Origin of the sequence: Stenotrophomonas sp. ATCM1_4, from assembly GCF_004348115.1 — a bacterium.
In the GTDB taxonomy this organism is placed as follows: domain Bacteria; phylum Pseudomonadota; class Gammaproteobacteria; order Xanthomonadales; family Xanthomonadaceae; genus Stenotrophomonas; species Stenotrophomonas capsici.
This window is the reverse complement of record NZ_QPFB01000001.1, coordinates 3,652,768-3,667,972: the sequence shown is the minus strand read 5'-3', so window position 1 is coordinate 3,667,972 and position 15,205 is coordinate 3,652,768. Positions and strand designations below refer to the sequence as shown.

At 68.6% G+C, this 15,205-nt stretch carries 14 protein-coding genes; 7 read left to right on the top strand and 7 right to left on the bottom strand.

Features of this window, described 5'->3' with window-relative positions:
- Window positions 1-77: 77 nt before the first annotated feature.
- The gene (locus ATCM_RS16735; protein ID WP_132865609.1) at window positions 78-1,760 is read right to left on the bottom strand and encodes a tetratricopeptide repeat protein; all 1,683 of its coding nucleotides are present in this window, start codon (window positions 1,758-1,760) and stop codon (window positions 78-80) included.
- Between the two features lie 239 nt (window positions 1,761-1,999).
- Between ATCM_RS16735 and bla the strand changes: the two genes are divergently transcribed.
- Both bla and ATCM_RS16725 read left to right on the top strand, forming a co-directional pair.
- Entirely contained in the window at window positions 2,000-2,860 is an 861-nt protein-coding gene (gene bla / locus ATCM_RS16730) for a subclass B3 metallo-beta-lactamase (protein WP_132865608.1), read from the top strand.
- 185 nt (window positions 2,861-3,045) lie between these two features.
- Window positions 3,046-4,746, top strand: a complete 1,701-nt coding sequence (locus ATCM_RS16725; RefSeq protein ID WP_132865607.1) for a serine hydrolase domain-containing protein — start codon at window positions 3,046-3,048, stop codon at window positions 4,744-4,746.
- A gap of 84 nt (window positions 4,747-4,830) precedes the next feature.
- Here ATCM_RS16725 and ATCM_RS16720 read toward each other — a convergent pair whose 3' ends face one another.
- Window positions 4,831-6,333 (bottom strand): alpha/beta fold hydrolase, encoded by a 1,503-nt coding sequence (locus tag ATCM_RS16720; RefSeq protein ID WP_132865606.1) that lies wholly within the window; start codon window positions 6,331-6,333, stop codon window positions 4,831-4,833.
- Between the two features lie 179 nt (window positions 6,334-6,512).
- On the opposite strand from ATCM_RS16720, the gene ATCM_RS16715 reads away from it, so the two are divergent.
- Both ATCM_RS16715 and ATCM_RS16710 read left to right on the top strand, forming a co-directional pair.
- Complete coding sequence (locus ATCM_RS16715; RefSeq protein ID WP_132865605.1) at window positions 6,513-8,222, top strand: sensor histidine kinase; 1,710 nt, start codon at window positions 6,513-6,515, stop codon at window positions 8,220-8,222.
- Window positions 8,210-8,911, top strand: coding sequence for a LytTR family DNA-binding domain-containing protein (locus ATCM_RS16710; RefSeq protein WP_132865604.1), 702 nt, complete (start codon window positions 8,210-8,212; stop codon window positions 8,909-8,911). Before ATCM_RS16715 ends, ATCM_RS16710 begins: the two co-directional genes overlap by 13 nt.
- 33 nt (window positions 8,912-8,944) lie before the next feature.
- Here ATCM_RS16710 and ATCM_RS16705 read toward each other — a convergent pair whose 3' ends face one another.
- Complete coding sequence (locus ATCM_RS16705; RefSeq protein ID WP_132865603.1) at window positions 8,945-9,307, bottom strand: hypothetical protein; 363 nt, start codon at window positions 9,305-9,307, stop codon at window positions 8,945-8,947.
- Window positions 9,308-9,325: 18 nt separating this feature from the next.
- Window positions 9,326-9,820 carry an SRPBCC domain-containing protein gene (locus tag ATCM_RS16700; RefSeq protein WP_132865602.1) on the bottom strand — a complete coding sequence of 165 codons (495 nt, stop codon included), beginning with the start codon at window positions 9,818-9,820 and terminating at the stop codon, window positions 9,326-9,328.
- A gap of 48 nt (window positions 9,821-9,868) precedes the next feature.
- Here ATCM_RS16700 and ATCM_RS16695 point away from each other — a divergent pair, with 48 nt between their 5' ends.
- Window positions 9,869-10,192: a metalloregulator ArsR/SmtB family transcription factor gene (locus ATCM_RS16695; protein ID WP_207911828.1), complete on the top strand. Its 324-nt coding sequence runs from the start codon at window positions 9,869-9,871 to the stop codon at window positions 10,190-10,192.
- A gap of 5 nt (window positions 10,193-10,197) precedes the next feature.
- On the opposite strand, the gene ATCM_RS16690 is transcribed toward ATCM_RS16695, so the two are convergent.
- A complete protein-coding gene (locus tag ATCM_RS16690; RefSeq protein ID WP_132865601.1) occupies window positions 10,198-11,172 on the bottom strand; it encodes a helix-turn-helix domain-containing protein in 975 nt (324 codons plus the stop codon).
- A gap of 101 nt (window positions 11,173-11,273) precedes the next feature.
- Here ATCM_RS16690 and ATCM_RS16685 point away from each other — a divergent pair, with 101 nt between their 5' ends.
- Together ATCM_RS16685 and ATCM_RS16680 are read left to right on the top strand one after the other, a co-directional pair.
- A complete protein-coding gene (locus ATCM_RS16685; protein ID WP_132865600.1) occupies window positions 11,274-11,822 on the top strand; it encodes a cysteine hydrolase family protein in 549 nt (182 codons plus the stop codon).
- A gap of 124 nt (window positions 11,823-11,946) precedes the next feature.
- A complete protein-coding gene (locus tag ATCM_RS16680; protein WP_132865599.1) occupies window positions 11,947-13,056 on the top strand; it encodes a serine hydrolase in 1,110 nt (369 codons plus the stop codon).
- Here ATCM_RS16680 and ATCM_RS16675 read toward each other — a convergent pair.
- Entirely contained in the window at window positions 13,040-14,617 is a 1,578-nt protein-coding gene (locus ATCM_RS16675) for a winged helix-turn-helix domain-containing protein (protein ID WP_132865598.1), read from the bottom strand. The genes ATCM_RS16680 and ATCM_RS16675 overlap by 17 nt on opposite strands.
- Before the next feature lie 183 nt (window positions 14,618-14,800).
- The gene (locus tag ATCM_RS16670) at window positions 14,801-15,064 is read right to left on the bottom strand and encodes a hypothetical protein (protein ID WP_132865597.1); all 264 of its coding nucleotides are present in this window, start codon (window positions 15,062-15,064) and stop codon (window positions 14,801-14,803) included.
- Window positions 15,065-15,205: the final 141 nt, after the last annotated feature.

Below are 15,205 nucleotides of genomic sequence, written 5' to 3'. Positions count from 1 at the left end.
GCGTCGTGATGGCGCGCGATGAAGTGCACCTGGGACGAAGTGCGGCTACGTCCGTATCGTGACGTGGCAGCAGGCACTCAATACCGCGCCGAGGTCAGCGGCGCATCGGCCCATTGCCAGGCGTCACGTTGCTGGCGCGAGGTCTCGCGTGCGGCGTCGGCCTGGCCCATCGCCTGTTGCGCCTGCGCCAGGCCGAACAGCGACCAGCCGTTGGCGGGATAGGTCTTCAGGTCCTGCTGGAAGACATCGGCGGCGGCCTTGGCATCGCCCGCTTCCAGCAGCGCGGCGCCCAGGTAGGGACGGATCGGCAACGGCCAATCGGCGGGCTCGTTGTAGGCCAGTGCGTCCTCGGCGGTGGCGGCCTCACGTAGTGCGGCGATGGCGTCGGCGGGCTTGCCCTGTGCGCGCAGCAGTTCGCCGCGCAGCAGGGCGTCGGCAATGCGCAACACGGCATCGGCGTGGTTGATGTCGAAGAAGCTCACCTGCGCCATCGCCGGGTCCAGCGTGATCGCGTGCAATGCCTCGGCTTCGCGCGCGGCATCGGCCAGGGCCCCCTTGCGCAGCTGCGCCATGCTGCGCGCGAAATGGCCGATCGCCGAGGGATACGGCAATGCCGGTGCCTGCGCGGTGTCGGCGAGGATGGCGTCCCAGTCACCGAAGCGCACCTGGGTGAGCAACGGCGTGACCACGAACTGCTGCATGAACTGCATCGGTGCCTCGCCCATCGCGGCTTGGTCGGCACGTCGCGCGGTCTGGCTGGCCGCTTCCATCGCCAGCGTGCGCGAGCCGGTGAGGCCGCTGGTCATTGTCGCGAAGTGCCAGTTGTGTGGCACGTAGCCGAGCGGATAGACGCCGTTGCTGCCGCGACAGACCGCGAGGAAGTCCTTGTCCGCGGTGCTCGCTGCCAGGTTGGTCAGGGTGGCGTCGTGGTAGCGGCCCAGGCGGATGTAGATGTGTGCCGGCATGTGCACCAGATGGCCGGAACCGGGGGCGAGCGCGGCCAGGGCGTCGGCGTGGCGCTCGGCGCGGCGTGGGTCGGGGGAGGCTTCGACCGCATGGATGTAGTAGTGCATGGCGCCGATATGGCGCGGATTGCGGGCCAGCACGCGTTCCAGTTCGCCGACGAGGCGTGCGGTGAATTCGGCGGGCGTGCCGTCCGCGCTCCAGTAGGCCCAGGGCGAGAGATCCATCAGGGCTTCGGCGTACAGCGTCGCGGCATCGTCATCGGCGGGAAACGCCTGGACCACGCGCGCCATCGCATCGGCATAGGCCCGGTCCAGCGGCTTGCGGTCTTCCGGTGCGGGCGCGGCATAGCGGGCCTGCAGCGCCTGGATCAGCGCACGGTCGGCGGGGCGCGCATTGCCGGCCAGTGCGGCGGCCTTGGCCGCGAGCATCGCGGCGTCACCGGCCAGCGACGGATCCATCGGCAGGTTGATGTTCGGCCCGAGCACCAGTGCCTGGCCCCACACGCACATCGCGCACTGCGGGTCCAGCCGCGCCGCTTCGGCGAAGGAGCGGGCCGCAGCCTCGTGGTTGAAGCCGTAGGCCAGGCGCAGGCCCTGGTCGAAATAGCGCTGGGCAGCCGGCACGCGGGTGCCAACGTCACGATGCAGGTCCCCGAACGTTTCGAACAGCGGCACGGCCGTGCCGGGCGGTGCCGCCGCGGTCCCGGCCGGTTGCGATGTGCCGCGGTCGCAGCTGGCCGACAACAGCGTGGCAAGCGCGGCGAGGGACAGCAGGAGCGGGGTTCGACGGGTCATCGGGGTCACTCCATGACAGGCACGGCGGACGATACTGCCGGCGAATGCGGGATGTGATAGCGCCGCGTTAAGCACGCGCCAAATGTTGATTCCGGCACATCGGCGCCAGTCCGGCGCCGCGCGCCACCGCCCCCGGCGTGGCATGAGAAAACCTGATGGCTGGGCCGAAATCTGCTCGATTGTGGGCGATGCCGGTGCGGCGCATCGTTCGGTTCCCTCCACACAACGAAGGCGCACGCATGAAGATTGGCAACGGGTTTGGCATCCTCGCCACCGCACTGGCCGCGGCCAGCGTCTGGCCGGCGCTGGCGGCCGATCCGGCGGAATGGTCGGCACCGGTCGCGCCCTTCCAGGTCGCGGGGAACGTGCACTACGTCGGTACCGAAGGATTGTCCGCGTACCTCATCACCACGGAGGCGGGGGCGATCCTGCTGAATGCCACCCTGCCGGAGAACGCGGCACTGATCGAACGCAACATCGAGAGCCTCGGCGTACGCCTGGCCGAGGTGAAGCTGCTGATCAGCGACCACGCCCATGCCGACCATGTCGGTGCGATGGCGCGGATCAAGCGCGACACCGGCGCACGCGTGATCGCCAGCGAGGGTGACCGCTGGGCCCTGGAGAACGGACGCAACCAGGGCGACAACAACTACGGCATCCAGCCATTTGAGCCAATCCGGGTCGACCAGGTGGTCAGCGACGGCGAACGGGTGCGCCTGGGCGATGTCGAACTGACCGCGCACCTGACGCCGGGGCATACGCGTGGCTGCACCAGCTGGAGCATGACGGTGAACGACCGGGGCACGCCGCGCGAGGTGCTGTTCCTGTGCAGCATCACCGTGGCCGGCAATACCCTGGTCGGCAATCGTGCCTATCCCCGCATCGTCGAGGACTACCGCACCACCTTCGCCAAGCTGGCGGTGATGCGCGCCGACATCGTGCTGACCAGCCACCCGTCGGTGGCCGAGGTACTGGAGCGGGAGCAGCAGCGTGCGCGCGGGGACGATGATGCATTCATTGATCCGGCGTTGCTGCCGCGGCTGGTGCGGCAGTTCAGCCAGGAATTCGAGCAGACGCTGGTCAAGGCCAGTCAGCCCTGAGAATGCTCCGGGGCCGGTGAGGGTGCTGGCATGGCGCAGCCTCGCTGCAGGCGATGATCGGAGACATCGAGCCGGTGTGGTTGGGCGACAGCAATCGAGGGAGTTTCCGCTTCTGTGTCCAACGACACATGTCCGCGCGCTGCTGGAGTGCAAGCATCGCCCCTTTGCAGAGGGCAGGTGCATCCATGGCTTACACGCTCAATCGCCGCTCTTTCCTGGCCAGCACGGCCGCGCTGCCGGCCGTGGGCCTGGTTCCTGCCAGTGCCGCGCTCGCCGCCGCGGCGCCTGCCGGCATGGCTTCACTCATCGATGGCGAGCGCAGCGCCATCGTGTCCGCCATGGCCGGCAGCAGGATCGGCGCGACCGCGGTCTGCCTTGTGCAGGATGGGACACCGCAGTGGGTGGAAGGGTTTGGCCACACCACCGACGTGGACGGGCAGGCGGTCGATGCCCGCACGCTTTTCAGCATCCAGTCCACCTCCAAGCATTTCGCCGCCGTCGCGGTGTTGCTGGCGGTGCAGGATGGCCTGCTCGATCTGGATGCGCCCATCACCCGCTACCTGCCGGCGTTCACGGTGAACAGCCGCTTCGAGCGCGCGCCGCAGGAGCGGATCACCCTGCGCCTGTTGTTGGCCAACCGCGCCGGCTTCACCCATGAAGCACCGGTGGGAAACAACTATGACGCTGCTTCTCCCGATTTCGAGACGCACGTGCGCAGCATCGAGAAGACCTGGCTGCGCTTCCCGGTGGGTGAGCGTTACCGCTACTCGAACCTCGGCTTCGACCTGGCCGGGCATATCCTGGAGCGGGCCGTGGGCATGCCGTATGCGCAATGGCTGCAGACGCGGTTGTTCGCGCCGCTCGGCATGCAGGACAGCACCGCCGACGCGGCGGTCCACCAGGCGCGCGCCAACCGCGCGCGCGGTCTCCAGGAGGGCCATGCGGAAGTGCCTTCGGTGACGCCGCTGCTCGTGTCCGGCGGGGTGTGGACCAGTGCCCGCGACATGGCGACCTACCTGGCGTTCATGCTTTCCGGCGGACGCCACGCGGGCCGCCAGCTGCTGGCGCCGGCGTCATGGAAGCAGATGCATGGCTTCGGGCTGGGCGGTGACTACGGGCTGGGCGTGATGCGTACCGAGCGACGCTACGGCCAGAGTCCGGTGCGCCTGCTGCACCATCGAGGCGGAGGTTTTGGCTTCGGCTGCGTGTTCACCTACTGCGTGGAAGCGGGTGTGGGCTTCGCGGCCATGTTCAATCGCGCCACCTCGGCCGGCTATCGCTTTGGTGACGCGGTGATCGATCAATTGCTGGCGGCCCGCTTCGGGCCACGCGCACCGCGGTTGCCGGCCTCGGCGCTGGCCACGATCCATCCGACCCCGGCGCGGGTGCGTGCCTTCGTTGGCCATTGGATCGGTCGCAACGTGCGCGCGCAGATCCGCAGCGATGACGAGGGACGCCTGCACCTGCATCGAACGGAGGGTGAGCCCGGTGTCGCGCTCGGCGTGATGGATGTCGATGCGGTGTTCACCGTGGACGCGGAGGGCGAGGTGGTCAACTATCGCTACCACGCCGCCACCGGCGACCAGCCAGCGCATCTGGAATGTGCATCGGGCGAGGAGAGCCTTGACCACAATGACGGCCCGGACCTGCCACGCGGTCCGGACACGCCGCAGTGGGAGCGTTGGCTGGGCCGCTACCGCATCGACCAATGGGGCCGCTCCTCGATGGTGGTCGAGGTGGAGCGGCGCTCGGGGTGGTTGTACCTGGATGGAACACGGCTGGTCGTTGAAACCGAGCCCGGCCTGTTCTTTACCAGCGACGGCGAGGCGGTGGACTTCCGCGGGCCGGTGGCCACCTGGCGCAATCTTCGCCTGCAGCGCGTGTGAGCGCGATGCGGGGCACGGGCTGATCGGGGGCACGCTGCGGAAGCGTGCAATGCCGATCGGCGACCGGCATTGCACAGAGCGGTACTACAGCTCGCTTTTGCGCGTGATGAACACGGGCAATGGCACGTCCAGTGCGTCCGCGCTGACCGTCTGGCCGGCGAGGAAGTCCGCGATCCGGTCGGCGATGGCGGCGTTGCCCAGCCAGAGTTCGTTGTCATGGCTGGCGCCGCGTACGCGCAGGTGCTGGCCCTTGCTGAAGCCGGGCAGCAAGGCCTGGGCATTGGCCGGCGGGGTCCGGCCATCGAGCGTGCCGCTGATGAACAACGTCGGGACATCGCTGCGCAGCGGCGCACGGAATGCTTCGCCCAGGTCGGCCAACCCCAAGCCGTCCGCCAGTTCCGGAAGCGGGAAGTTCAACGCGTCGCCAAACAGGCTTTCGCGTGCCTGCGCCTGGACCAGTGCGCGCCGTTGCGGGCTCTGTCCGGAAGCAACGTCCATCGCCAACGGCATGGCGCGGAAGCTGCCCATGTCCTCGCGCATCATCAGCACGAATCCGGCCAGCAACGTGTAGTCACCTGCTTCGGCTTCGCGCAGCAGCAGTGGCAGCATCCGCTGCGTCGAGCGCCGGCCAAGCGCGTTTGCGATGGCGATCTGCGCATCGAACTCGCCGATGGTGACGGTTCTGCCGCCATGCAACGGGCTGCTTGCCTGCACGGGGTGCTGGCGCAAGCTTGCCAGCACGCGTCGGGCGGCGCCTTGCAGGTCGTCGAAGCCGTCCTTGTGCGCAACCGTGGACAGGTCTGCCAGCAGCGTGTCCGCCGCCAGCGGCAGCTTGATCGTATCGTCCGGGCCCTCGGTTCCCATCAGCACCACCCGCTCAAGCTGCGGGCCGTGGCGGCGAACCGTGGCCAGGGCCAGGTGCGTGCCGTAGCTCATGCCCCACAGGCTGATGCGCGGCAGGCCCATGGCGCGCCGGAGGTCGTCGATGTCGTCGGCACTTTCGGCGGTGGTGTACGCGCCGAGATCGACGCCGGCATTGCGCCATTCGTTGATGCATTCGGTGGCTGCACCGCGCAGCGCGGCCAACGCGGCCTCACGCTGCAATGGCTCGGTGTCGGCGAAACGATGTGCGTGCGAGCATTCCGGGGGCATTTCCGAGAAGTCCGTGCCGCGCTGGTCGAGCAGCAGGACATCGGTCTGGCGACGGACGCGATCGAACACCGGCCAGCGCGGCCCAAGCGCTGTCCCGAAACCCGAGCCACCCGGGCCGCCGGCCAGGTAGACCACCGGTGCGGCGCGGCCATCGCCGCCGGTGGCGGGCAAGCGCACCACCCGCAGGCGGATGCGTGGCCCATCGGGCTCGCTGTGTCGGCGCGGCACCTCCAGGAAGGCCTCCTCGGTGGCAATCGTGCCGTGGCTCTTGGTGACCATGGCATAGGGGGAGAACACCAGCGGCGTCGGGGCATTGCCGGCTGCTGCCGGTGCCGCTGCAGTTGCGGCCAGGGCCAGGCACAGGGTGGCCAGTACGCCGGCCCGATGCGGGGATGGGCGACGGTCGAAGGGAACGGTGCGCGGTGTGCGGGACATGGCGGACTCCGGTTGTGGGCAAGCGTGGGTGTGGAACTGGCCCCGACGACGGCGGAAGTGGCACCGGGTGCAGGGGGCGTGACCACCATCGCCCCGTACGCGTCGATCCGGCCGCGCCGGTCCGCCCAACGTCTCCAGCTGGCCGTCCAATGTCTCCGCCCAGCCGATACGATGGGCGCATGCAGATCTTCCGGACCCTGGCCGTACTCGCGGTACTGACCGCCGCCGTTGCGGCGTGGATGGCCGTTGCCACGCCGGACATGGCCAAGGTGCAGGTGCTGGACGGTGAGATGGCGTCGGCGGTGCTGCCGGCGACCGGGGCATTGCCGCGGCACCCGCCAGCCACGGCGGACTGGCGCCCGCTGGACCAGGGCGTCCTGGCCGGTTGGCGGGGGCCGTACTGGCTGCGCTGGCACTTGGGGACGCCGGGGGAACAGCACGAGGCCAGCCGTGCACTTCGCCTGTCGCTGCGAGGTGCCAGCCAGCTGTACTGGAACGGGCAGCCCTTGCCGGGCAACGGCGTCGTGGGCCGTACCGCCGAAGCAGAGCACCCCGGCCGCGTCGACATCGTCCGGATACTGCCTGCATCTCCTGACGCGGGCGCGGACGAATTGTTGGTACTTGCCTCCAGCCACCATCAGGGCATCCCGCTGCGCAGCGCCGATGCGGTTGCCGTGGTGGCACCGCCGGAGCTGCTGTTTGGCCATATGCTCCGGCCCTGGTTGATCGCGGCGTTCGCCATGGGGGCACTGGCGGCGGCATGCCTGTACTTCCTGGCGGTGCAGCGTGGGCGTCCGCGCACGGCGGACACGCGCCTGCTGCTGGCGCTGTGCGCGGTCGGCCTGGTGTTGCCGGTGGTGGAGGCGTGGCGGGCGCTGCTGGGCTATGCCTATCCGTGGCATGGCCCACGCCTGCTCGCCCTGCTGTGCCTGCACGTGGCCGCGGCGGCGTTGTTGCCGGCCTACCTGGCCCAGCGCTTCCGTGTTGCCGTGCCAGCCGGTGCCTGTGCCGTGTACCTGGCGGGCCTGGTGGCAGCGGCGATTTTCATGCCCAGCTTCGACGCCCGCTCCACCGTGGTGCTGCTGCTGAGCCTGTTGGCCTCGGCGGGGGTTCTGCTGCGCGCCCGTGAAGCGCGGGAGGAGCGCTGGCCGATCCTGGCCCTGCTGCTGGCGGGTGCGATGGCCCTGGCGATCGAACGCGGTGCGTTCCTGGATGGGCCGTACTTCCTGTTGTTGTCGGTGCTGATGGTCTTCCTGCTGCTGCGGCACGCCGCGCAACTGCGTGCGCTGGACCGCAACAACGCGCGACTGCGCGAGGAGCGCGCGCAGCTGTCGCTGCAACTGCTGCAACGGGGCATCCAGCCGCATTGGCTCATGAACACGCTGACCTGCCTACAGGAACTGATCGAACGCGAGCCGCCACGCGCCAGCCGGATGGTTGAATCGTTGGCTGACCAGTTCGATCGCCTTCGCGACAGCAGCGCCCGGCCGAGCGTGCCCCTGGCCGATGAGCTGGCGCTGTGCCGCAGTCATCTGGACATCGTTGGCCTGGCGCTGGACCGGCCCATCGCGCTGGAGGTGGAGGCCGCCGACATTGGCGTATCGTTGCCCCCCGGCGTACTGCACGCCCAGGTCGAGAACGCATTGACCCATGCCGGGGCCGTCGCCTGCGCGCAGCATCCGTTCCGTCTGCGCGTGCATCGGGAGAATGACCGTTGGGTCCTGGAGCTGCGGAGTGTGCGCGGATCATCGCCACATCGCGGCAGGGGAACCGGCACGTGCTACATCGAGGCCAGCCTGGAGGTCGCCTGGCCCGGTCGCTGGCAGTTCACCCAAGGGGCCGATGGCGCCGATTGGCGTGGCCGGATCGAGCTGCCATGCGCATCCTGATCGTCGAGGACGAGCCGCTGGTACGCCAGCGCCTTCTGCGCCTGTGCGCGGAGCTGGCCGGTGCCCGCGCACGCTTCGATGCGGTGGAGGACCTGGAGTCCGCGGGCGACAGGCTGGGGCGCAGCGTCTACGACGGCCTGTTGCTGGACCTCAATCTTGGCGGCGAGGACGGCTTTGAACTGCTGCGGAAGGCCGTGTCCGGGCGCTACCACTGCGTGGTGGTCTCGGCGCATCGTGAGCGTGCATTGCAGGCGTTCGAGCATGGCGTGCTGGATTTCGTCCCCAAGCCGTTCTCGCGCGAGCGGTTGGGCCAGGCCCTGCAGCGGTTGCTGGACGTGGGGCGCTACCGCTCCGGTCGCGCCCGCTATCTCGGCATCTGGCGGGCCCAGGGCACGGCCCTGGTTGAACTGGCGGATGTCGTGTGGATCCGTGCCGATGGCGACTACAGCGAACTGCACATGTCCGACGGGCGCAGCGAACTGCACGACAAGTCGCTCGCCGGCCTGGGCGCGGTGCTGCCCCCCGATTTCGTGCGTTGCCACCGCTCCTACCTGGTGAACCTGCGCCATGTACGTAGCCTGCATGCCGGCTCGGGCAGTCGCTACTGGCTGGTGCTGAGCGACGGTGCGGCGCTCACCGTTGGCCGTGCCCATGTCGCGGCATTGCGGCAGGAGCTCGGGCTGGATTGAACACGCAGGCTCCTGGCACCGTTGCCACGCCGGTCACCACGCATCCGGCTCGCGGACCATGTGGACGATGCCGGCGGGGTTGGTGATCCAGCCACCCCGGAAGCCTTCCGGCAGGGGTTCGATGGCGTCGCAACGAACGACGCCGGCCTTGGCCAGATGTGCCGCGGCGTCCTCGAAGCGCTCGGTGAACAGCTCCAGCCACACTTCGGCCTGGCTCATTCCCGGTGCTTCGGCGATCCACAGCCGGGTCGGCCCCAGCGCGAAGCCGATGTCCGGCAGCTTGTCGGTGATGGGGGTCAGGCCGATGACGTCCCGGTAGAACTGCAGCGTTGCCTCGTACTGATGCGGCGGCACCTTGATGGCGATGTCGATGCCGCCCTGGAAGGTCGTATGCATGGCGGATGCTCCCGGGTTCTATTCGTCGTCCACGAGTGGTGCGCGCGCCGGTTCGCCGTTGAGTTCGCTGGGGTAGTAGCCCGCGCGCAGGTTGATGCCGTACTCCAGGAATGCCTTCATGCAGCTGAGCATCTGCGACCAGCCTTCGCAGTTGATGTAGGCGCTGCGCTGGCCCTGCACGTCCTCATGCCAGCCGGTCTCGGCGATGGTGACCAGGGTGGCGTCGCCATCGAGCGCGGTGAAGTTCATTTCGATGCGGGTCTTGTAGGTGGCGGTGCCATCGGCGGCGCGGGGGCCATCCCAATGCAGGACGATGCGGCTGTCCGGTATCACCTCGGCCACGTCCACCGGCACGTCGCCCCACCACAGCACCGTCGTACCGGCCACCAGCGGTGCGCTGGCGCCGCCCAGGGTGGTGAAGTACGCGCTGAGCGTTTCAGGATTCACGACCGCATCGAACACCGCGCTGACCGGCTTGGCGATGCGTGCGGATACCCGGAATTCAGGCTTCATGGCACTGCTCCTCTTGCACTGGGTAGCTATGTGTTATAAATATATAACATGATGGATGGCGATGCGGAAGACGCGGTTTTCAAGGCGCTGGCCCACCCCCGGCGGCGGGCGCTGCTCGACTGCCTGAAGGAGCAGCCACGTACCACCGGCATGCTGTGCGAGGCATTCGACGACATGGACCGCTGCACGGTCATGCAGCACCTGAAGGTGCTGGAAGCGGCCGACCTGGTGATCGTCCAGCGCGAAGGGCGCGAACGCTGGAACCACCTCAATCCGCTGCCCATCAAGCACATCCACGAGCGCTGGATCAGCCAGTACGCCACCCATGCGCTGACCCTGCTGGACCGGCTCAAATCCGGCTTGGAAGGCTGAGGGTCTCAGCCCGCGTTGAACCGCCGCCGGTACTCGCCCGGGGTCAGGCCGACGATGCGGTGGAACACCTTGCGGAACGAGCCCGGGTCGCTGTAGCCGACGTCCCAGGCCACGCGTTCCAGTGGCAGCCGGGTGGACTGCAGCAGGTCGCGTGCATGGGCCACGCGCACGCGCTGCCCGTACTCGGTGGCGGTCATGCCGGTGGCCTTCTGGAAACGGCGCAGGAAGGTGCGCTCCTCCAGCCCGGCGCGGCGCGCAAGCTCGGGCAGGGCTGCCGCCTTGGCGTGTGTTTCGTGCAGCCATTGCTGCACTGCCAGCACCGCTGCATCGCCATGCGAGACGCGGGGCGCGAAGCTGCTGTAGTAACGCTGCTGGCGTCCGAGCGGATCGACCAGCAGGGTGCGTGCGGTGTCCAGCATCACCGCCACGCCGAGGTAGCGCTCCACCAGGCGCAGGCCCAGGTCGATCCAGGCCATCGCCCCGCCGGCGGTCAGGATGTCGCCGTCGTCGATGACCAGTTGGTCGGTGTCCAGCCGCACCGCAGGGAAGCGGCTGGCGAAGCTGTCGTTGAACGCCCAGTTGGTGGTGATGGTGCGGCCATCGATGCGCCCGGTTTCGCCCAGCAGGTAGGCCCCGGCGCAGACCGAGGCGAGCGTGCTGCCGGTGTCATGCAGGCCACGCAGCCAATCGAGGTAGGGCGCGGCCGCCTCGGCGGTGAGCGGTTCCTCAAGGCTCGGCGGCAGGATCAATACGTCCGGTCGCAGGCTGCCCTGCGCGGGGGAAGGTGCGTCCGGCGCTGGGCGCTGCCCCGGTACGGCGATATGCCATTGCGTGACATGCAGCTGCGGCGGTCCTGCGGGCGCGTGACGGTGGGCGATCCTGCTGGCCAGGGCGAGCAGGTCGGCCAGCCCGAGTACGGCCGCCAGTTGTGCGCCGGGGTAGCGCAGTATCCCGATCTCGATGTGGCGGTCGTGGTGCATCTGTCGGTGCAGCCCTCAAGAATGTCGGTGACGCCCCTTCGCTGCGTGCGGCCGGCGGCGGAAAATTCTCCCACGTTTTCCATACGTGAACCGGGAGCCCCATGCACAAGCGCGCCGTCATCGTCATTGATCTGCAGAACGAATACCTGCCCACCGGCAAGCTGCCACTCACCGGCATCGACGCCGCCGTCGCCCACGCGGTGACGGTCATCGCCGAAGCCCGCCGCACCGGCATCCCGGTGCTGCATGTCCGCCACGAATCGGCCAGCAACGAAGCGCCAATCTTCGTGCCGGGCTCGGACGGGGTGGAGATACAGGCCGCCGTCGCCCCGCGGGAAGGCGAGCCGGTGATCACCAAGCACTTCGTCAATGCGTTCCGCGACACCGACCTGAAGCAGCAGCTGGATGCCCGCGGCGTTGGCGAGGTGGTCGTCATCGGTGCGATGAGCCATATGTGCGTGGACGCCTGCGTGCGGGCCGCCGCCGACTTCGGCTACACGGTCACCGTGCTGCACGATGCCTGCGCCACGCTGGACCTGGCGTTCAACGGCGTCACCGCCCCGGCGGCGCAGGTGCATGCGGCGATGATGGCGGCCTTCGCCTTCGGTTATGCGCGCGTGACCTCGACGGACGCCTGGCTCGCTGGCTGATCCCGGCGAGCGCGGATGCGGTGCAACCGTTTGATTTGAAACGACTTCATTAATCTTCATCCGCACATCAGGCAGTTCATTCGGGGCCATGGTCGGCTGGGCGCTCCCTACCAGGAGCGCCTCCATGCCCCGCCTGATCCGCCTCGCCCTGCTTGCCGTCCTTGCCTCCTTCGTTCCCTGTCTGGCCGCCTCCGCCGCGGCCTCCACGTCCCCTGACTGGACCGTCGCCGACCCCGCCAGCCAGGGCCTGGATGCCATCCGCCTTGCTGCGCTGGATGCCGCGATCCGTGGCGGCGAGGCGCCCGACACCACCAGCGTGCTGGTCGTCCACCGCGGCAAGCTGGTGCACGAGGCCTACTTCAACGGTGCCGACCGCACGACCCTGCACAACACCCGCTCGTTGACCAAGAGCGTGACCGCGATGCTGGTCGGGGCGGCCATCGACCGTGGCTTGATCGCCGGGGTCGATGCGAAGGTGCTGGGCTTCTTCCCCGAGCGCACGCCCGCGCACCCGGGCAGGTTCAAGGACGCCACCACCGTCGAGGACCTGCTGAGCATGAGCGCGCAGTGGGAATGCGATGACAACAACGAATACTCGGCCGGGCATGAGGAGCGCATGTATGTCAGCGCCGATTGGACCGGCTTCACCCTGGACCTGCCCGAACGCGGCTACGCGCCGTGGGTGAAGCGACCGGCGGACAGCCCGCACGGCCGTGCGTTCGCCTACTGCACCGCCAATTCGTTCCTGCTCGGCGCCATCGTCGAGCGCGCCAGCGCGATGCCATTGGAGCGCTTCGCGGCAGACGCGCTGGAGCGCCCGCTGGGCATCAGCGGCTCGGTCTGGCAACACGCCTCCGAAGGCGTCGGCATGGGCGGTGGTGGCACCGAGTACCGCAGCCGCGATCTGGCCAGGCTAGGCCAGTTGTTGGCCGACGGTGGTCGCTGGAACGGTCGACAGGTGCTGTCGCCGGGCTGGGTGCAGGCGATGATGCAGGTGCGCGCACAGACCCCGTTCGACGCCGATTTCGGTTACCAGATGTGGCGCTTCACCTTCACCATGGGCGCGCAGGAGCTGCATGCGTGGACGATGTCAGGCAATGGTGGCAATGCGGTGTTCGTGGTGCCGGACAAGCAACTAGTGGTCGTGGTCACGCGCACCCGCTACAACCAGCGCGGCATGCACCAGGAAACCCGCAAGCTGCTGCAGGACTACATCCTCAGCGCGCTGCCGTGACGTCCATCGCGTCGGCCGGCAACCGCCCGGCCGCGTTGATGCGTGCCCGCTCGGCGGCGACGGCGGACGTGATCGTTGCCAGCACCGGCGTGAAGCCGGGGTCGCTGCGCAGGCCCGCGAGCAGCGGTGACACGCGCAGGTAGTTGGCATCGCGGTAGCCCGCGGCAACGGCGGCCTGCAGCGCTGCCAATGCAGCGCTGCGGTCACCGGCCAGATCGGCCAGCAGGGCGGCGTCGATACCATCGAAGGCATCGCTGCCCTGCAGGCCCTCGCGCAGGGCGTTGGATTGCACCAACAGTTCGGCCGACGTAGGCCGGACGGCAGCACCGGTGATCCAGGCGACCGTCCGCGGCAGGCTGGCGTGCGGCTTCAGTGCCCGTGCCTTACCTGCTTCCACCTGCGCGCCATGGGCATCGCCCTGCAGCAGTGCCAGCTCCGCGCCGAGCAGGTGCAACCCCGCGTGCGCGGTGCCACGGGCGCGTGCTTCGGCCAGTGCCGCACGGGCTTCCTCCATGCGCCCATGTTCGAACAGGAACGTGGGCCAGGCCAGGTTGGAGAACACGTTGTCCGGGTACAGCTGGAAGCTGCGCCGGTAGCGTGCTTCGGCTGCGGCAGCGTACCCGAGCAGGTCGAGGTTGGAGGCCACCTGCAGCTCCCAGAAACGCACCTGCCCGGGATGCCGCACGGCGAGATTGGCGTCGAGTGCATCGGCCAGGCGACCCTGCCGGGCGTACAGGTAGGCCGCCGAGGCGCGACTGGCATCGGCGTCGGGATCCAGTTGCACGCTGCGCTCGTAGCCAGCGATGGCCGCATCGACCGCGCCGCGGCAGTCATGGGCATAGGCCAGCACCGCATGCGCGGCAGCCAGCCGCGGCTGGCGGGCAATCACCGCTTCGGCCATCGCCTGGGCCTGGTCGGCATCGTCGCGGCTGCCGCTGTACAGGCACAGGCGCGCGGCCAGGGCGCGTGCCGCGCCCAGCGTGGCCAGGGCGTCATCCGGCGCTTCCTGCAGGCGTTGGCGGTACAACGCAAGCGCGCGTTCGTTGTTGTCACGCTGGCCGATGCCGGCGTAGTAGTCGGCGCGCTGCAGTAGCGGGGAGTGCGCCGGGTTGCCGGCGTCGGGCCATTGCCACCAGGCGATGCCTGCTGCCGCCAGCAGCACGATGGCACCGGCAATGACCAGGCCGCGTCGCGCGTGCGCGGGGGCCGGCGGTGGTGACGCGTCGAGCGAAGGTTCGCTGCACAGCTGGTAGCCCTGGCCGCGCACCGAGCGCAGGTAGCGCGGTTGCCGGCCGTCCTCGCCCAGTGCCTGCCGCAGCAGGCGCACGCGCTGGGTCACGGTTTCCTCGTTGACATGCGCCGGTGCCCAGACCTGCGCGATCAGCTCATCGAAGCCCACCACGCGCGTGCCCTGCGTGAGCAGGTAATGCAGCAGGCGGAAGCTGAGCCCGCTCACGTCCAGCAGCTGTCCGTCCTCGCGCGTTACCCGCTGGCGAGCCACGTCGATGTGCAGGTCGTCGAGCCGGTACTGCAGGGGCGGGGCAGGTGGGGTGTCAGCCATCGCGAGCGGAGGAGGGTCCGGGAGGGCCAAGAGTATCAGCAGCGCTGTGGTTTCCAGGACCGGGCTTGGAAGCCATATCCCGGGCGCGGTGCGGGGCGAGTCCTGCCTGCGGTGGTTGGGCAGCGGCAATTGCGGCCGACATCATCCGGTGGCTGATGGGAGGTCGATCAATCGCTGCGCGGATCAACGATGGATGTAGCCTTCCTTCAGTTTCTCGAGCTGCGCTCCCGACTCCATCATGCTTTTGATGCGATCGGGCACTGCCTCGATGCCGTTCAGGCGCTCCTGCTCGTTGGAGGTACCCGCTGCCTCTTTCAATGCGCGCCTGGTGACGATGGCGAGCGCACGCAGCTTTTCCAGCCGCTTGGTGTGTGTCCAGGCGTGATTCGACGTCGTCATCTCAAGGGTCAGATCATCGAGATCCGCCCTTGCTTCTTCGTAGTTCATCGCTGCGGCCCTGAGCGCTGGGTGAGCTCATCTCCAATCACCATAGGCGCTTTGCGGGGGAATTGTGCGATTCATTCGCTTGAAGCCTGTTTGTCGCACCTGGCCGGTACTTCGTCGTGCCGATTTCTTTACGGTTCAGTG